This is a genomic window from Micromonospora sp. CPCC 205561 (assembly GCF_036906775.1).
GTDB lineage: Bacteria > Actinomycetota > Actinomycetes > Mycobacteriales > Micromonosporaceae > Micromonospora.
The window spans coordinates 346,001-363,411 of record NZ_JBAKHV010000001.1 but is presented as its reverse complement, the minus strand read 5'-3'; the positions used below and the strand labels follow the sequence as shown (position 1 = coordinate 363,411).

At 70.2% G+C, this 17,411-nt stretch carries 8 protein-coding genes; 3 read left to right on the top strand and 5 right to left on the bottom strand.

From position 1 onward, the window contains the following. Positions 1-582 (top strand): isochorismatase family protein, encoded by a 582-nt coding sequence (locus V6V16_RS01635; protein WP_334558820.1) that lies wholly within the window; start codon positions 1-3, stop codon positions 580-582. A gap of 65 nt (positions 583-647) precedes the next feature. Then, positions 648-1,865, top strand: coding sequence for an MFS transporter (locus V6V16_RS01630; protein WP_334558817.1), 1,218 nt, complete (start codon positions 648-650; stop codon positions 1,863-1,865). Positions 1,866-1,978: 113 nt separating this feature from the next. On the opposite strand, the gene ctaD is transcribed toward V6V16_RS01630, so the two are convergent. Further along, on the bottom strand, positions 1,979-3,739 hold the full coding sequence (gene ctaD, locus V6V16_RS01625) for an aa3-type cytochrome oxidase subunit I (protein WP_334558814.1): 1,761 nt from the start codon (positions 3,737-3,739) through the stop codon (positions 1,979-1,981). A gap of 154 nt (positions 3,740-3,893) precedes the next feature. Continuing rightward, the gene (locus V6V16_RS01620; RefSeq protein WP_334558812.1) at positions 3,894-5,000 is read right to left on the bottom strand and encodes an FAD-dependent monooxygenase; all 1,107 of its coding nucleotides are present in this window, start codon (positions 4,998-5,000) and stop codon (positions 3,894-3,896) included. A 304-nt stretch (positions 5,001-5,304) separates the two neighbouring features. Between V6V16_RS01620 and V6V16_RS01615 the strand changes: the two genes are divergently transcribed. Continuing rightward, positions 5,305-6,453, top strand: a complete 1,149-nt coding sequence (locus V6V16_RS01615) for a GH12 family glycosyl hydrolase domain-containing protein (RefSeq protein ID WP_334558810.1) — start codon at positions 5,305-5,307, stop codon at positions 6,451-6,453. Between the two features lie 254 nt (positions 6,454-6,707). Here V6V16_RS01615 and V6V16_RS01610 read toward each other — a convergent pair whose 3' ends face one another. From V6V16_RS01610 to V6V16_RS01600, 3 genes are all read right to left on the bottom strand, one after another. Then, complete coding sequence (locus V6V16_RS01610) at positions 6,708-7,004, bottom strand: Imm32 family immunity protein (RefSeq protein WP_334558809.1); 297 nt, start codon at positions 7,002-7,004, stop codon at positions 6,708-6,710. Then, complete coding sequence (locus V6V16_RS01605; protein WP_334558806.1) at positions 7,001-13,798, bottom strand: polymorphic toxin-type HINT domain-containing protein; 6,798 nt, start codon at positions 13,796-13,798, stop codon at positions 7,001-7,003. The genes V6V16_RS01610 and V6V16_RS01605 overlap by 4 nt, the downstream gene beginning before the upstream one ends. 91 nt (positions 13,799-13,889) lie before the next feature. Then, positions 13,890-17,357 carry a LamG domain-containing protein gene (locus tag V6V16_RS01600; RefSeq protein ID WP_334558999.1) on the bottom strand — a complete coding sequence of 1,156 codons (3,468 nt, stop codon included), beginning with the start codon at positions 17,355-17,357 and terminating at the stop codon, positions 13,890-13,892. Between the last annotated feature and the right edge of the window lie 54 nt (positions 17,358-17,411).

The window sequence follows — 17,411 nt, the reverse complement described above, 5'->3', positions numbered from 1 at the left end:
GTGAGCAACGCGCTGATCATCGTGGACGTGCAGAACGACTTCTGCGAGGGCGGCTCGCTGGCCGTCGGCGGCGGGGCGGGGGTGGCGACCGGCATCAGCCGGCTGCTCGCCGCCGAGCCGGACCGCTGGCAGCACGTGGTCGCGACGAAGGACTACCACGTCGACCCGGGGGCCCACTTCGGCGACCCGCCGGACTTCGTGGACTCCTGGCCGCGGCACTGCGTGGTGGGCACCCCCGGCTCGGAGTTCCACCCCGAGCTGGTCACCGACCGGATCGAGGCGATCTTCCACAAGGGCGAGTACGCGGCCGCGTACTCGGGCTTCGAGGGGCACGCCGAGGACGGCGAGGGCCTGGCCGACTGGCTGCGCCGGCACGGCGTGGACCGGGTCGACGTGGTGGGAATCGCCACCGACCACTGCGTTCGGGCCACCGCCCTGGACGCCGCGCGGGAGGGCTTCGCCACCACCGTGCTGCTCGACCTGACCGCCGGGGTCGCCCCGGCCACCACGGACGTGGCGCTACGCGCGCTGGAGGGCGCCGGGGTCGCGACGCGCGGGGAGCCGGTGGTCAGAGCAGCATGAGGCGGTAATTCGCTGGCGGGCGTCGCACCCGGGGCCGAGGATGTCCGGCGGAGGTACGCACCGACATGAACCTGAAGCCTTACCGGGAGGCGCTCGCCCTGCCCGGTCTCCGGTCGCTGCTGCTGGTGTCGGTGCTCGCGCGGATCCCGCTCACCGCGACCGGCGTCACCCTGACGTTCTACGTCGTGCTCGACCTCGGGCGCGGCTACGGAGCGGCCGGGCTCGTCGGCGCGGCGATCACCGTGGGAGCCGCGATCGGCGGCCCGCTGCTCGGCCGGCTGGTCGATCGGCGCGGGCTGCGTCCGGTGCTGGTGCTGACCGGGATCGCCGAGGCGCTCTTCTGGTCCACCGCGCCGATCCTGCCGTACCCGGTGCTGCTGCCCGCCGCGTTCCTGGCCGGCTCGCTCGCCCTGCCGATCTTCTCGGTGATCCGGCAGTCCATCGCCGCGATGGTGCCGCCGGAGCGGCGCCGCCCGGCGTACGCGCTGGACTCGATGTCGGTGGAGCTGTCGTTCATGGTCGGCCCGGCGCTGGCCGTGGCGGCGGCCACCGCCCTCTCCGCCCGCACCACCCTCTACCTGGTCGGGGCCGGCATCGTGGCCGCCGGCGTCGCGTTCTGGCTGCTCGACCCGCCCACCAGGGGCGGCGGCGAGCCGGCCGGGCCGCACCCGCGGGTGCCCCGCCGGTCGTGGCTCACCCCGCGCCTGCTCGCCGTGCTGGCCGTCAGCGCCGCCGGCACGCTGGTGCTCGGCGGCACCGACGTGGCGGTGGTCGCCGTGCTCCGGGAGAACGGCGACGTCGGATGGACCGGCGCGGTCCTCGCCGTCTGGGCGGTCGCCTCGCTGGCCGGTGGCTTCGCGTACGGCGCGGTCACCCGCTCCTTCTCGCCACTGGTCCTGATGGCCGCGCTCAGCCTCTGCACGATCCCGGTCGGGCTGGGCGGGGCGCACTGGTGGCTGCTCTGCCTGGCGCTGATCCCCGCCGGTGCGCTCTGCGCGCCGACCATCGCGGCCACCTCCGACGCGGTGAGCCGCCTCGTCCCCGCGTCCGTACGCGGCGAGGCGATGGGCCTGCACGGCTCGGCCGTCACGGTCGGGATCGCGGTGGGCGCGCCCCTCGCGGGTGCAGTCATCGACGCCTCCGCCCCGGCCTGGGGCTTCGCGGTCACCGGCGCGGTCGGCGCGCTGGTGGCGCTGGCCGTGCTCCCCGTCGAGCTACGCCGCCGTCGCACCGCCGCCGCCCGCACGCCAAGTCCCGAACTCGCCCCCGCGACGGCCGGCTGAGCCTCGCTCGCACGCCCCGGCCGCGCACCGGGCGTACGCACCTCTCACCGACGCCGGACGGGCGCCGCCCCGGGTGGGGTGGCGCCCGTCCTGGTCGTACGGGATGCGGAGCGTCAGCGCCGGTCGGCGTCGCTCGCGGTGTCCTCGCGGTAGCTGGCGCCCCCGTCGGACTCGCTGGTGAGCGGCTTGGCGCCACCCTCCGGCGGACCGGCCAGGCTCTGGCCACCCGCCGCCAGCTCGGGGAACTTCTCGTCGAACGCCGGCCGCTCGGAGCGGATCCGCGGCATCCGGTCGAAGTTGCGCAGCGGGGGCGGCGAGCTGGTCGCCCACTCCAGCGAGTTGCCGTGACCCCACGGGTCGTTGACCTCGACCACCGGGCCGGCCTTGTACGACTTCCAGCAGTTCCAGATGAACGGCAGGGTCGAGATGCCGGTGATGAACGCGCCGATCGTGGAGACCATGTTCAGCGTGGTGAACCCGTCCAGCGGCTGGTAGTCCGCGTACCGGCGGGGCATGCCCTCGTTGCCCAGCCAGTGCTGCACCAGGAACGTGGTGTGGAAGCCGATCATGGTCAGCCAGAAGTGCACCTTGCCCAGCCGCTCGTCGAGCATCCGGCCGAACATCTTCGGGAACCAGAAGTAGATGCCGCCGAAGACCGCGAACACGATGGTGCCGAAGAGCACGTAGTGGAAGTGGGCCACCACGAAGTACGAGTCGTGCAGGTGGAAGTCGAGCGGCGGGCTGGCCAGCAGCACGCCGGTCAGGCCACCGAAGAGGAAGGTGACCAGGAAGCCGATCGCGAAGAGCATCGGCGTCTCGAAGCTGACCTGGCCGCGCCACATGGTGCCGATCCAGTTGAAGAACTTCATACCGGTCGGCACGGCGATCAGGTAGCTCAGGAAGCTGAAGAACGGCAGCAGCACCTGGCCGGTGGCGAACATGTGGTGCGCCCAGACGCTCATCGACAGGCCCGCGATGGCGATGGTGGCGGCGACCAGGCCCTTGTATCCGAAGATCGGCTTCCGGGAGAAGACCGGGATGATCTCGGAGATGATGCCGAAGAACGGCAGCGCGATGATGTACACCTCGGGGTGGCCGAAGAACCAGAAGAGGTGCTGCCACAGCATCGGCCCGCCGGTCGCGGGGTCGTACACGTGGGCGCCGAGGATGCGGTCGGCGGCCAGCGCCATCAGCGCGGCGGCCAGCAGCGGGAAGACCAGGATCACCAGGAGGCTGGTGACCAGCATGTTCCAGGTGAAGATCGGCATCCGGAACATCGTCATGCCGGGAGCGCGCAGGGTCAGGATCGTGGTGATCAGGTTGACCGCGCCGAGGATCGAGCCCAGACCGGAGATGACCAGGCCGACCACCCACAGGTTGCCGCCGACGCCCGGGGAGTGCTCGACGTTGCTCAGCGGCGTGTAGGCGGTCCAGCCGAAGTCGGCGGCCCCACCCGGGGTGACGAAGCCGACCATCGTCATCGACCCGCCGAGCAGGAACAGCCAGTAGGCGAAGCTGTTCAGCCGGGGGAACGACACGTCGGGCGCGCCGATCTGCAGCGGCACCACGTAGTTCGCGAAGGCGAACACGATCGGCGTCGCGAAGAACAGCAGCATGATCGTGCCGTGCATGGTGAACAGCTGGTTGTACTGCTCGGGCGACAGGAACTGCAGCCCGGGCCGGGCCAACTCGGCCCGCATGATCAGGGCCATCAGGCCACCGATCATGAAGAACACGAACGCGGTGACCATGTACATGATCCCGATCTGCTTCGCGTCCGTGGTACGCAGCAGCCGCGCGATGGCCGACCCCTTGACCGGCGCTCGGACCGGCCAGGGCCGGGTCACGACCGGCTTGGGTGCGACGGTGGTCACGAGTGGCCTCCGGTTCTGGGTTGTCCCGCTCGGCGCGCGTGGTTATCTGCGAGCCGTCATCCGCAAGGAGGATAGTCCCCGGCAGGTGGGTGTGCCGCGTGGGGTGGGCGGGTAGCCTGCGCCACGCCGGCGCGGAGGCTCCCCGGCCGCGACGCTACGGCGGGCCGAGCAGCAGCCGGTAGTGCTCGCCGAAGATCCGGCCGCCGCGCCCGCGCAGCAGCGGGTCGCGCAGCGCCGGCGGCACGTCCCTGGTCCGGTTGCGGTCCCGGGTCCGGTCCCGCACCCATCGGGTACGCGGACGACGACGACTCTCGTACGCGGCCAGCGCCGTCGGCACGTCGTCGGCCGCCCGGAGCGACTCGGCGAGCACCACGGCGTCCTCGAGCGCCATCGCCGCGCCCTGCGACAGCGTCGGCGCGGTGGCGTGCGCCGCGTCGCCGACGAGCAGCACCCGCCCCCGGGACCAGCGCCCCAGTTCCACCTCCTCGGTGATCCCGACGTGCACCCGGTCCAGCACCTCCAGCACCGCCGGCACCGGGCCGCCGTAGCCGCCGAAGAGTTCGCGCAGCCGGGCCGCCGGTTCGGCCGGCGGGACCGTGCCGGCCTCGTCGGCGTAGCAGTGGAGCCGCCCGGCGCCGAGCGGCACCACCAGGAAGCCGGCGCGCTGCCCCAGCAGGGCGGTCCACTCCTCGACCCGGGGGCCGTCGCGCACCACGGCGCGGTAGACGACCTGGCCGGCGGGGCGGGGCGGGCCGCCGAGCGCGGCCAGGGCGCGGATCGAGGAGCGCGGCCCGTCGGCGCCGATCACCAGGTCGTACTCGATGGCGGTGCCGTCGACGAAGGTGACGCCGACGGAGTGCGGCAGCAGCTCGACGGTGCGCACCTCGGCGCCGTGCCGGACGGCGCCGCCGGCACCGGTGAGGAGCACCCGGTGCAGCTCCGACCGGGGCAGGGCGCGGCAGTCGCCGACCCCGGACCAGAGCGTGTCGAGGTCCACCTCGCAGAGCGGTGCCCCGGCCGCGTCGAGGAACCGCTGCCGGTGCACGAGGTGTCCGAGCGGGCGGACGGGGCCGTCGAGATCGAGCCGGCGCAGTGCCCGGGCGGCGTTGCCCGGAAGGTAGAGGCCGATCTCGGCACTCTCGCCGGGCGGCAGCCTCTCGGTGACGTCGGGCCGGTAGCCCACCATCCGCAGCGCCCGGGCCACGGCCAGACCGGCGATGCCCGCGCCGACGACGAGGATGCGCAGGGGAGAGCCACCCATGGTGGTGTACGCCTCCGGAGGGGGTCGGCACGCGTTGGAGGCAAGACACTACTCGGCGCAATCGGCACACACCAGAGTCAATCGCCCCAGATGAAACATTCCTCGGCGGCGTCGACCGGCGCTTCGGCGGATCACCTGCCCACCGTCCGGCCTGGGCGTGACAAACTTCACTTAGGGTGCCAATACCCCACTCCCGTTGCGCCACGGTTTCAGAGATGTAAATGTGTCGGGTGGTGTGGGAGCGCTCCCGCGCCGTACCGGCCGACGCCGCCCGGCGTCCCCCCCGCCGAAGCCAAGGAGCATCATGAAACGTCCACTGCGGGCCCTCGCGGCAGCCGTCGTGCTGGCCACCGGCTCGATCGTCGCCGTGGCCCTCGGCGGCACCGCCAGCGCCGACACCCAGATCTGCGAGCAGTACGGCTCGACCACCGTCCAGGGCCGGTACGTGGTGCAGAACAACCGCTGGGGCACCACGGCCCAGCAGTGCATCAACGTCACCGACAGCGGCTTCGAAATCACCACCCAGAACGGCAGCAACCCCACGAACGGGGCGCCGACGGCGTACCCGTCGATCTATCTCGGCTGCCACTACACCAACTGCTCCCCCGGCACCAACCTGCCGATCCAGGTCAGCCAGATCAGCAGCGCCACCAGCAACATCTCCTACCGGTACGTCAGCAACGCCGTCTACAACGCCTCGTACGACATCTGGCTGGACCCGTCGCCGAAGCGCGACGGGGTGAACCAGATGGAAATCATGATCTGGCTCAACCGGCAGGGCCCGATCCAGCCCATCGGCTCGCCGGTCGGCACCGCCACCATCGACGGCCGCAGCTGGGAGGTCTGGCGCGGCAGCAACGGCTCCAACAACGTGATCTCCTACCTGGCGCCGTCGGCGATCAGCAGCGCGAACCTCAACCTGCTGGCGTTCATCAACGACACCCGCAACCGGGGCGCGATCACCAATTCCTGGTACCTGACCAGCATCCAGGCCGGCTTCGAGCCCTGGCAGGGTGGCGCCGGGCTCGCGGTGACCTCGTTCTCGGCCGCGGTCAACGGCGGCGGCAACCCGACCCCGCCGCCCACCACCGCGCCGCCGACGACTCCCCCGCCGACCACGCCGCCGCCGGGCGGCACCGGATGCTCGGTGAAGTACACGCCGAACTCCTGGAGCAACGGCTTCACCGCGGACGTGCAGATCACCAACACCGGGACGAGCGCGATCAACGGCTGGACGCTGAACTACAACCTGCCCGCCGGCCAGCAGATCACCAGCTCGTGGAACGCCACGGTGAACCAGAGCGGCTCGGCGGTCACCGCGCGGAACATCAGCTGGAACGGGTCGCTCGCCCCGGGCGGGACGGCCAGCTTCGGCTACCAGGGCACGCTGAGCGGGGCGTACGCGTCCCCGACGAACTTCACCCTCAACGGCGTCACGTGCTCACGCGCCTGACGACGTACTGACATGGTGCGGGGGCGGAGCCTTCCGGCTACGCCCCCGCACCATGCCGCTCGCGCTTGTCCCCACTTCCACGCCTTGCCGATCATTTCCTGTCGTTCGAAGAGGGAAGCATCGGGAATTAGGGGTTGCCCGATGACCCAGAATGAATTCGGACAGCCGTTTTCGACAGGCTCGGAACGCCCTTCGAGGAAGTGGGGAATGACGCCGGGCCGTGAACGAGTTCACGGCCCGGCGTCAGCGAAGAGCTACTTCAGCTCAATCCGGATTCCGAAAGAGCCTTCCTCGAACCAGCCGCAGTAGTCGTCGAAGTCCAGGTGCGACCCGGTTGGAGCGGTGGGCTGCGCGAGGGTGAGCAGGTGACGGGCGAGCGAGGTCAGCCCGGCCGAGTTCCCCGAGATGAGGATAGTCTTCGCCGTCGTCTCAAGCACCTCCACCCGCAGCACGGTGTCGTCGTCCCAGTCGCTGATCAGGCCACGCCGGGGGTCGTACGGGATGATTCCGACAACGACAGGCTCCTTCGACGGCTCGTCGGGGTCGTTCACGGCTGGCATACCTGACACGGGTGCCACCCCTTCTCCTGCGGCAGATAGACGTGATGGTTGCTCACGGGCCTACCACCGCGACGCCCCGGGCCGATCGGGTTCCGATACGTCTCGAAGTTGATGTGCGGATTCTGTGTCGGGTGCCGAGTGTCGCGGTCGGTCATGCGGACCTGACGCAGGCCGTCAGCGCTGAGGTATCGCCCATCGCCCATGTCCTGATAATCAGCTCCGAGGAACTCTACCGCGGTGTCCAGCGCATCGTCGGTGGCCATCTGGACGTCGCCGAGGTTCTTCACACCTCCGGGGACGCCCGGCTTGTCCGCACCCGGCGTGCAGTTGTGTACGAGAACCGACGTGTAGCCAGCCACCACAAAGTACGTGTGGATGTCGTCGATCGTCAGGTTGTGGACCTGCGCCGGCTCCGTCCACTGCCGGGTCGCGCTGATCTGCACGTGGGTGCCGGCCGAGGTACGCAGCCACTGGCCAGCCCGCAAGTCAGCGGCGTCGACCCACTCGTCGAGCCCCGGAACCCAGAACGGGTGGTTGTCGGTGGCGACGACGCTCTCCGTGGCGTCGCCCTCGTCGCCGTCGGGGTCGATGGTGACCTCGACCAGGTGCTTGGTGCCCTGGCCGATGATGGTCGCCACGACTGGTTTGGCTGTCGTCTTGCCGGTCACCGGATCGGTCACCAGCACGACGTCACCGGTCCTGACGTCCTCGATCGGCTTGCGCGACCCGTCGGCCATCACCACCAACGTGCCCGGCACGAAGCTGTTCTTGCAGTCGATGAACTTCTTCGCGCTGCTGATCAAATCCTTGAGCAGGCCCTTGACGCGGCTGACCAGCGCGGCGGCCTTCTCCCACTTCCATGGCGCGCCGTACCTGGCGGCCAGCTTGCCGAGGGCACCACCGAAGGCCGCGGACACCACGTTGATCGCCGTGGCTATACAGCCGTCCATGTCGCCCTTGAGGAAGCAGTCCAGGGCATCGGTGATGCCCAGCTCCTCCATCGCGATCTTCCCCAGGGCCTTGGCGACGTTGAGCATCCTCGCCTTGGCCTCGGCGATGCGGCGCTGCCGCTCCTTCTCCGCCGCCGCGCGGGCAGCCGCCGCCCGCTCGTCGGCCGACGCCCGCGGGTTGTTGTGCACGTTCTTCGTCGGCTCGTCCGGGTCGTACGCGCCCGAGCAGCCACCACAGCCGTCGTTGTGGCCCTTGACCTTGTGGTAGTTGCCGTACATGTCCTCGTAGTCGGCGCCCGGGCCGCAGACGTCGTCGGAGCACGCCTTCAGCCCGTCCGGGTCCGAGTACGAGATCGGGTTGTTGTTGGCGTACGCGTACCCGTTCATCTGCTGCGGGTCGTTGACGTCGATGATCGGGTCGACCGAGATGAACCGGCCGGCGATCGTGTCGTACTCGCGGGCGCCGATGTTCACCAGGCCCGTCGTCGAGTCGATGTTGCCGTTGACGAAGCCCTTCTCCGTCGGCCACTGACCCGGCGCCGGTGGCGTCCCCCGGGACTCACCGAACGGGGTGGTCCGCCGGTGCGTGACCGCACCGGACTCGTCGACAGTCGCCTGGCCGGTGCCGTGGTGGTCGTTCGCCACGTACCGGATGCCGTCGGTCTTGCGGACCAGCGTCCCGCCACCCGGCAGGCCGTAGTAGCGGGTCGCGTCGGTGACCCGGGTCTGGTGGTTCAGCCGGATCTCCATGCCCGGCAGGTAGAGGGTGGTGGCGTTCGGCTCCTTGCGCAGCATCCGGGAGCCGTCGACGTCGTACGTGAAGCTGGTCTTCTTGCCGGCGGCGTCGGTGACCGATTCGAGGTTGCCCTCCGCGTCCCAGACCAGGGTCTGGTCCTCGCCTGTCCTCGTCCGCTTCGTGGTGTTGCCGGCCGCGTCGTACTGGTAGGAGTACAGCCGGTCGCCCGCCGGCGTCTTCTCCGTCATCTGGCGCAGCGTGTGCGGCTGTGCCTGACCTGCGGCGGGGTAGGTGTAGCTGCGCTCGATGAGCGGGGTGCCGTTGGCCGCGTACTGGCCCTCGGTCTTGCGGTTGCCGGTCGCGTCGAAGGTGTAGGCGTGGTGGTACGGCGCGATGCCGCCCACGCCGGTCACCGACGGGCCGCCGGCGCACGGGTCCGTCGCGGTACTCGCCGACGTCCACGCCCGGTCCATGCGGCGCAGGTAGTCGTAGGTGAAGCACTGCGTGTCCTGCGTGCCGGACGGGTTGTTCGCGATCCGCTGGATGTTGCCGGACGCGTCGTAGGTGTAGCGGGCGTCGATGTCGACGACCGGGGCCGACTCGCGGTCCAGCCGCTGACGGGTGAGCCGCTTGGAGCCCTGCTCGTACTCGTAGGTCGACCACACCTTGCGGGTGCCCACCTGCGCCTCGGTCTGGAGGACCTCGCCGGTGCTGGCGTATTCGATGTCCGTCAGGTAGGCGTCGTCACCCGTCGTCGCGGTGAGCCGCTCCAGGCCGTCGTAGGTGTAGGCGATGGTCTCGAACGGCAGCCCACCGCCGTCCGACATGCTCAAGGACTGGACGGTGCCGTCCCGGTTGTACTCCGCGCCGAACGCGTACGTGCCGGCGAGTTCCGCTCCGGCGTGGTCGGGCACCTGGATGTGGGTGGCGTGCGGCCGGTAGAACTCGTCGTAGTTCGAGTAGTAGGTGGCGTACTCGGCACCGTCGACCCACCGGCTCGTCGCCGAGAGGTAGCCGACCATCTCCAGGTCGTACGTCCAACTGCTGAGGAGGGTGCCGGTGTCGGCCGCTCCCTTGTAGACGGCGGTCTTTCGGCCGATCGCGTCGTACTTGGTGCTGACCGTCTGGTTGACGCCGTTGGTGGAGCTGACGACGCGGTCCAGGTCGTCGTACGCCACCGTCGACGTGCCGGCGTCCGGGTCAACCGACTTGGTCTTGCGGCCGAGCTGGTCGTACTCGTGCGACCAGACGTTGCCGGCCGGATCCTTGACCGTCTTCAGCTGACCGGCGTGGGTGTAGGTGTACTCGGTCTTGTCGTACTCCCCCGACGGACCGTCGCCCTTGTACTGCCGCAGCTCGGTGGTCTGCCCCAGGGCGTTCGTGATGGCCGTGGTGGGTGTGCCGCCGGCCGGCGGGTCGATCGACACCCGGTCGCCGCCGTGCGTGGTCGTGGTGCGCCACTTCTCGTTTCCGGCAACCGCGAAGATTGCCGCCGTGACCCGGTCCGCCCCGTCGTGCACGTAGAGGGTCTGGCCGTTGACGTCGCCGTTGACCGCCGGATAGATCAGGTCGCTGGGCGCGCCCGCCACCGTGTAGGTCGCGTACGTCTTGGCGAGGCTGCCCGTCGCGGTGTAGAAGGTGTCCGCGACCGTCCGGGTGCCGTTCGGGCCCTCCGACTGCACCTGCCGGGGACGCAGCAGGCCATCGTGCAGCTTGTACTCGACGCTGTAGGAGCCGTCGTTCTGCCGCTTCTCCGTCTTGATGGTGACCGGCTTGTCCGTGCGGACGAGATAGGTGTACCGGATGCTCGGGTCCAGCCCGGCGGTGCCGGTCCGGTCCGGCATCCACACCTTCGCCAGCCGGCCCAGGGGGTCGTATTCGAGGACGCTCTTCAGGCCGTTCGGGTCCACCTGGGTCACCGGCACGCCCCAGGCGGGGGCGTAGTCGGTGGTGGTGACGTGCAGCAGCGGGCTCGTCTGCTTGATCTTGGTGGTCAGGCCGTTCGTGTCGGTGTACTCGGTCTTCGTGAGGTTGCCGAGGGCGTCGACTGCCGTCAGCGGCCGCCCGTACGAGTCGAAGGTGCCCTCCGACGCGCGGATGTAGGTCGCCGTCGTGCCGTTGTGGCTCTTCAGCCGCTCGGAGCGGGTCGGGTTGCCCAGCGTCGGCGCGACGCCGAACGCCTTGCCGTCGTAGAGCGTCCGGGTGTCGGAGATGACCTGCTTGCTGCGGTCGGGGGTGACGGAGCACGCCACCGACACCGACTCGACCCGCGACACCAGGCCGTAGAGGTGGCCGGTGGCGTTGTCGGCGTAGCTGGTGCGGCTGCACGACTCGTCGCCCGCGACGTCGACGTCGCCCTCGTTCTCGGTCTGGGTCACCCGGCCGAAGCTGGTGTCGAAGACCGAGGTCTGCTTCGTCTCCCGCCAGCCGCCCGCGGCCAGCGCCACCAGGCTCCGCGCCGCCGTGGTGTTGATGAACCAGGCCTTCTTGCTGCCCCAGCTGAAGGTCTCCGTCGCGGTGTTGTGCCGCCACGGGACCGCGATGCTCTTGCTGACCTGCTTGGCGCCGTCGTACACCACGCTCTCCAGCTGGTGCCCGGAGAACTCGGCGTGGTCGGTGTGGGTGCCGCCGGTGGAATCGGTGACGGTGACCGAACGGGTGCCGCCGTCCGGGTCCTTGTCGCCGTGCATGCCCCGCAGGTAGCGGTACGTCGTCTTCGTCGTCTGGGTCTGGCCGTCGCCGGCGGTCACGACCACGTGGCCGTAGCCGCGCCAGTCGCTCCAGGTCAGGTCCTCCGGCTTGGAGAACCCGTCGGGCTCCGCGTGCCGCCAGGCCGCCCCGTCCAGGTACTGGTACCGGGTCACCATGTCCGGCCCGCCGCCGGTCCGGTCGGTCTCGACGACCTGCTCGACCACGTACTTGTGGAACCAGTCGGTGATGGCGTCGCCGCTGCCCAGCGGCTTCCACTTCACGGGATAGCAGCGCCGCGTGCTGTTGCCCGGCGTGGGCAGCGTGCTCTGCGTGCAGTCCGGCGCGGCGTAGTTGACGTCGACCTGCCCGCCCGAGTCGTTCCACACCGTGGCCAGCCGGAAGCGGATCAGCGGGGCGATGAAGTCGCCGTCGCGGTCGATCCGGTTGGGCAGTTGCAGGCCGCCCAGTTCGACCGACGGCATGGCGATGTCCGCGCCCGGGCCGTAGCTGCCCGTGTGGGTGATCTTGTGTAGCCAGAGGGTCCGCGAGCCGTCGCCGTTGTCGGTGAGGAGGTGGTCGAGCTTCCAGGCGTCCACCGGCGTCCAGCCGGTGCCCTCGCGGATCTCAGTGGTGATGCCGGTCAGTCGGACCCGCGTCCAGAACGTCGGGGTGATCTGGTCGAGCTTGCACTTGGTGTTCACGGCGCAGTTGCGGTCGAACGGCACGTCCGGCCAGTGCGACGCGGTGGCGGCGGTCAGATCCTGCGGGTCGCAGTCGACGCTGCCGCTCGGCAGGCACCGCTCCTTGGTGGCGAACACGACCCGGGCCGGGGCGTTGGTGGTGTAGACGGCGTTGTGGCGCTGGCCGTAGTCGATGCGCTTCAGCCAGCCGCCCCGCACGTACGGCACGCCGTTGACGTCGGTCTTGTTGCCGCGGGCGTAGTAGTTGATTTCCTGGTTGTAGTAGTACGACGTTACGTTGCCGTAGCGGTCCTTGACGTAGTCGAGGCTCCACCGCCACGCCTGGTCGCAGTACGCGGAGGTGAAGGTCGCGTTGTAGCACGGCTCGCCCGAGTCGTCACCGTAGATCGGCAAGGTCCAGGCCGACTTGGTCTCCTCCTTGCCGGAGCTCCAGCCGGGGAGCCGGTTCATGCCGAAGTAGTACTCGGTGCCGTTGGTGGTGGTGACCCGCCAGTACTCGCCGTCGTTGTCACCGTTCACCGCGCCGGAGAGGCGCTCGACCTTCGAGCCGTCGTCGGTGCCGAACCGCCAGGTGCTCCCGGTCTTGACCAGCTCCGTCGACTTGCCGTTGAGCAGGATGGTCGCGTTGTCGAACGCCCAGCACTGGTCGGCGTACTGGTTGTGCCCGTCCTCCGCGCAGGGCTTGTACCGGCGTTCGATGTGGCCGGGCTCGTAGTTGAAGCCCTCACCGATCCACGAGCCCTGGTTGTTCGTGGTGGCGGTCTTTCCGTCGATCGACTGGGACGAGTAGCCGAGCGTGACGCCCGGCGCGTTGCCACCGGGCACCGGTGGCGTCCGCAGCGGGTAGCTCCAGGAGAAGCCGCCCGTGGACGGGGCCACCGACCACTTCGACGACGGCGAGAGGCTCGTCGCGCCGTAGTCGCCCTGCGACGAGGCGTCCGCGGCGGTCATGGCGAACAGCGCGCCGGTGCCCGCCTCGGCGGAGAGCGTCTTCGACTCGCCGTCGTTGGTCGTCGGCACCGGTACGCCGGCGCAGTCCGCCCGCTCCGGGGTGGTCAGGGCACACTCGGGCAACCGCACCAGCCGCAGCCGGGCGCCGAAGTCGCCACCGAACGCGCCGGCGATGCCCTCGTAGCCGAGGCCGAGCCGGACCTTCCCGGCCGCGGGGCGTCCGTCGGTGCGGGTGACCCGCACGAGCGGGCCGTTCACCTTCGCCCGCTGCGAGGCCTCGCGGTCGAGGACCTCGACCCGCACCTTGCCCGGGGCCGAGGCGGTGGTCGGGGCGACGGGTGCCGCGGTGCCGCTCCCGCCGGGGGACGGCTTCGCCGCGGCCGGCACGGCGGACACCGAGACCGGCAGGCCGCCGACCTTGACGGTCGCGGTCGAAGCGGCCGACCGGGCGGTTGAGGGCGCCGGTACGGAGACGTCCACGGCACCGGCCGAGGGCCAGGCGACCTTCGCCGGCTCGGTGGACGCGGCGGCCACCGCCGGGTTCGCCTTGCGGGGCTTCACCGGCAGCGGATCCCGCTTGGGGAGGATCTTGGACGAGTCGGGCGTCGACGGGCGATTGGACTTCGGCTCAGCCGAGGCGGGGGTGGCCGCAATCTGGATGAGGCTCACCCCCATCACGCCCGTCATCGCCCAGGAGATCGGCCTCATGAACCGGCGGTTGAACACACCGGAGCGGACCGGAGGTCGGGAGAACATCACCCCTCCAGGGGTCAGGGAGAAAGGAGAAGAAGACCGCTGCGCGCGGCGGCGGGCCCGACCGGAAGGGACGGACCCACCGCCTGTCGCGTCAGAGCGTCAGTTGCTCGCGTACCGAGACGTTGAGCTTCTGGATCAGCACCGGATCGGCCACCCCGTCGTAGACGCGAACGTCGTCGATCGCGCCGGAGAGGTGCTCGTCGTACACGCCGCCCATGAACGCCCGGCCCAGTTGCACCCCGCCGGTGGCGGCGAAGGGCGACTTGAGCTCGATTGCCTCGCTGAAGGACCCGTTGACGTAGAGGGCCATCTCGCGGATGTAGCCGTTGTAGACGAGGGTGAGGTGGTCGCCCTTACCGATGAGCTTCGGTGCCTCACCGGAGTTCTTCGTCGTCCAGTCCGGCGCCGCCACGTCGGTCTCGGCCATGGCCAGCTCCCACGCGCCCTCGTTGTTGCAGCGCACGATCACCGAGCTGCCGTGGCTGCCCTTCTGCGAGAAGACCGTCATCGGGGTACCCGCACAGTTGCTGGTCAGCTTGACCCGGGCCCCGATGGAGAAGCTGCCCGCCATGTCGGCGTTGGTCGGCGTGCTCGCGTAGCTCTCCGGCTGGCCGTTGAGCGCCAGGTGCCCGCCGCCGAGCAGCGAGAGTGCCGGGTGGCGGTAGATCGTCGCCGCCGGTCCCAACGTGACGCCCGCACCACCCTTGTCCTCGGGGCTGACCCTGCTGGTCTCCGCGTTCATCCGCCAGTACGCCTTGCGGTTCGGCGCCGTCTTCTTCAGACCGGTGACCTCCGCCGGGAGGATCAGCCGGTCGAAGACCGAGACGTCCGCCATCGACCCCTGCCAGTTGTCGAAGTAGCCACCCCTGGTCAGCGTGCGGCCGATCTGCAGCGGGCCACGCGCCTTGGTCAACGACCGACGTTGGGCGACGACCGGGGCGCCGGTGCCCACCTGGAGGGACATCTCCTTCTTCGTGCCGTCGAAGATGGCCGCGACGTAGGTCCAGCCCGTCGTGGCCGCGCCCCCGATCACCTGCCACCGGCCCAGCGTGACGACGTCGTTGACCGGCATCCGGAAGTACCAGACACCCTCGTCGATCCCCAGCGTGGGGCCCGGCTCGCCGGTGCCGTCCTGGCTGATCGCCACCTGCCTCCGGGCGGGGTCGTCGACCTTGAACCAACCGGTGATCGCGAAGCTCGCCGACGTGTCCGTCAGCACCTGCTTGGCGGTGGTCAGGTACGCGTTCGCCGTGCCGTCGAAGCGGGCGGCCGTGTCGGACGGGCCGCCCGGGCCCTCGACGCCGAAGGCGATGCCGCTGCCGACGGTCGCGTCGTTCTCACCGAGGCCGTCGTGCGCCTGGTCCTGACCCGCGACCTCGCCGAGGGACCACTGCGACGTCGGTGGCCGCTTGCCCACCCGGAACGTGCAGGAGGCGATGGTGCTCGACCGGCCGGCCCGGTCGACGGCCTGGACGTTGATCGTCCGGGGGCCCTCCTTGTCCGGGTGCCAGTTGTTGAGCGTGACCGGACCGCCGCTGGTGGTCGGCCGCAGCACGTTCGTCGGCACCGGGTTGGTGTTGAACCCGTATCGGTACTCCACGACGTCCGTGGCGGCGGAATCGAAGGTGAAGCTGGCGGGCACACCGATCGAACCCAGCCATTCGTCGCTCTCGACGCAGTTGGACGCCCCCGCCGTGCCGTTGTCCGCCGCGTCCTGCGGCAGGTAGACGGCGGAGTCGACATCCGGGGCGCTGGGACTGGTCGTGTCGTACCAGAACTGGCAGACGTCGCGGGTGCCGTCGCTGCTCCACGGCCCCGCCTTGGTGTTGTCGCTGCCTCGGACGTCCCAGGAGATGAGCACGTTCTGCGGGATGTCGCTCGGCACGGTGTAGGAGAAGACCGATCCGCTGGCCTTCAGGGGCGTGACGTACGTGCGCGTCTGCGTCGTACCACCGGCCGGTGTCCAGGTGACCCTGAACTCGCCCTTGACCTGCTCCGTGTGCGCCGAGGAGTGGTCCGGGTCCCGCAGCACCGCGTTCAGCCTCGGCGGCACGTCCACGTACGGCGCGTTCGCCCCGTAGACACACTGCCCGCCGGGCGACATGGTCAGCTCGTTGAGGTTCGGGATGAGCGGCGACCGGTTGTAGCGGACCGAGAGGACGCCGTTGTCACAGAACCGCTTGCTGTGCGTGTAGTCGCTCTCGTTCGTCGCCCGCAGGCCGAGGATCACCGATCCCTTGTTCTCCTCCGCGGCGATCTCCACCGCCCTCTTGGCGTTCCAGCTCGCGTTCTGGTTGGTCGAGGTGCACGACGACTGGACGCTGGTGGGAGACGCCGTCGCGAGCAGGGTCGAGCCGCTCCAGCCGGAGCCCCCCGGCTGGTTGCCCCAGTTCGTCGAGGTCCCGATGGTGGACGTGAGCGGCATCAGGTAGAGCGAGGCGGCCCGGGCGGTCGAGTTCCATGCGTGCTGCATCGTCACCCGGAACTCGGCGCTCAGGATCGTCTTTCCGGAGTACGGCGTGGCCAGCCGGTAGAACAGCCGCTTGATCTTCGAGCTGTTGCACGAGCTGGGGCAGAGCCCGATCCGCTCGTGCCGCTTGCCGTCGAACTTCCAGTACTCCTCGCTGGGGTACCCGCTGTCGACCATCGCCCAGCCGCTGTTGGTGCTGCTCTGCCACACCGGGTCGATGTACAGCGGGAAGGACGCCTCCGGGTCGGTGAGCATGGCCCGGTTCGGCGTCAGCGTCAGGGTGTTGCCGGTGTAGTCGAGACCGACCTGGGCCACCTCGGACGTGTCGCCCGGGCCCTGCACCGAGGCCGCACCCGGATCGGTGCCGGTGGACGACGACCGGGCGGCGACGCCCTCGCCGTCCGGCGTCCCGCTGTCCCACATGGTCGGGGCGTCGGCCTCGAGGACCGGGTTGCCGGTGGCCGGGTCGAGCGCCACCACGCCCCCGTCCCCGGTCTCCTGGATGGTCAGGCCGGCGGCGGTGACGCCGAGCTGGAGGTTCTGCAGCTCCGGCAGGTTGGCCGCCTCGGGCGTCTTGACCAGGAGCACATGCGAGAAGCCCTCGACGGTCACGGTCGCCACCAGATCGACGTCCGGGAACACGTTCGGGTAGGTCGCCTGGCTGCCCTGGACCAGGGGGGCGGGCAGCGCCCCGTGCGGCCAGGTCAGCGTCATGCTCTTCTGGTCCCGCGTCACCACCATCAGCGGCGCGGTGCCGCCCTGGGACAGCTCCATCCCGAGCAGCGCGGCGGTCGGCCCGTAGGCGCCGTTGGGCAGGACCGTCAGGGTCGAGTCGGCGGGCACCCAGGCGTCGCCCTGGGTGACCCGGACCGGCTGGGCGTGGTCGTTGGCGATCAGCGTGCCGTCGGGCTGCGCGAAGACGTCGCGGTGCTCCGTGCGATGCGACAGCACCTCGACCGGCTGGTTGAGCGCCTTGGCCGCGACCAGCGCCTCGGCCTCGGTGTCCCGGATCGGGTCCTGCTCCAGCGCGGCCGTGGGCACCACCGGCGGTGCCGGCTCTGGTTGCGAGACGACGACCATCGCGGACATCAGCCCGGCCAGGCCGAGCGAGAGACCGACCGTGAAGAGCCGGCCCCGCTTTCT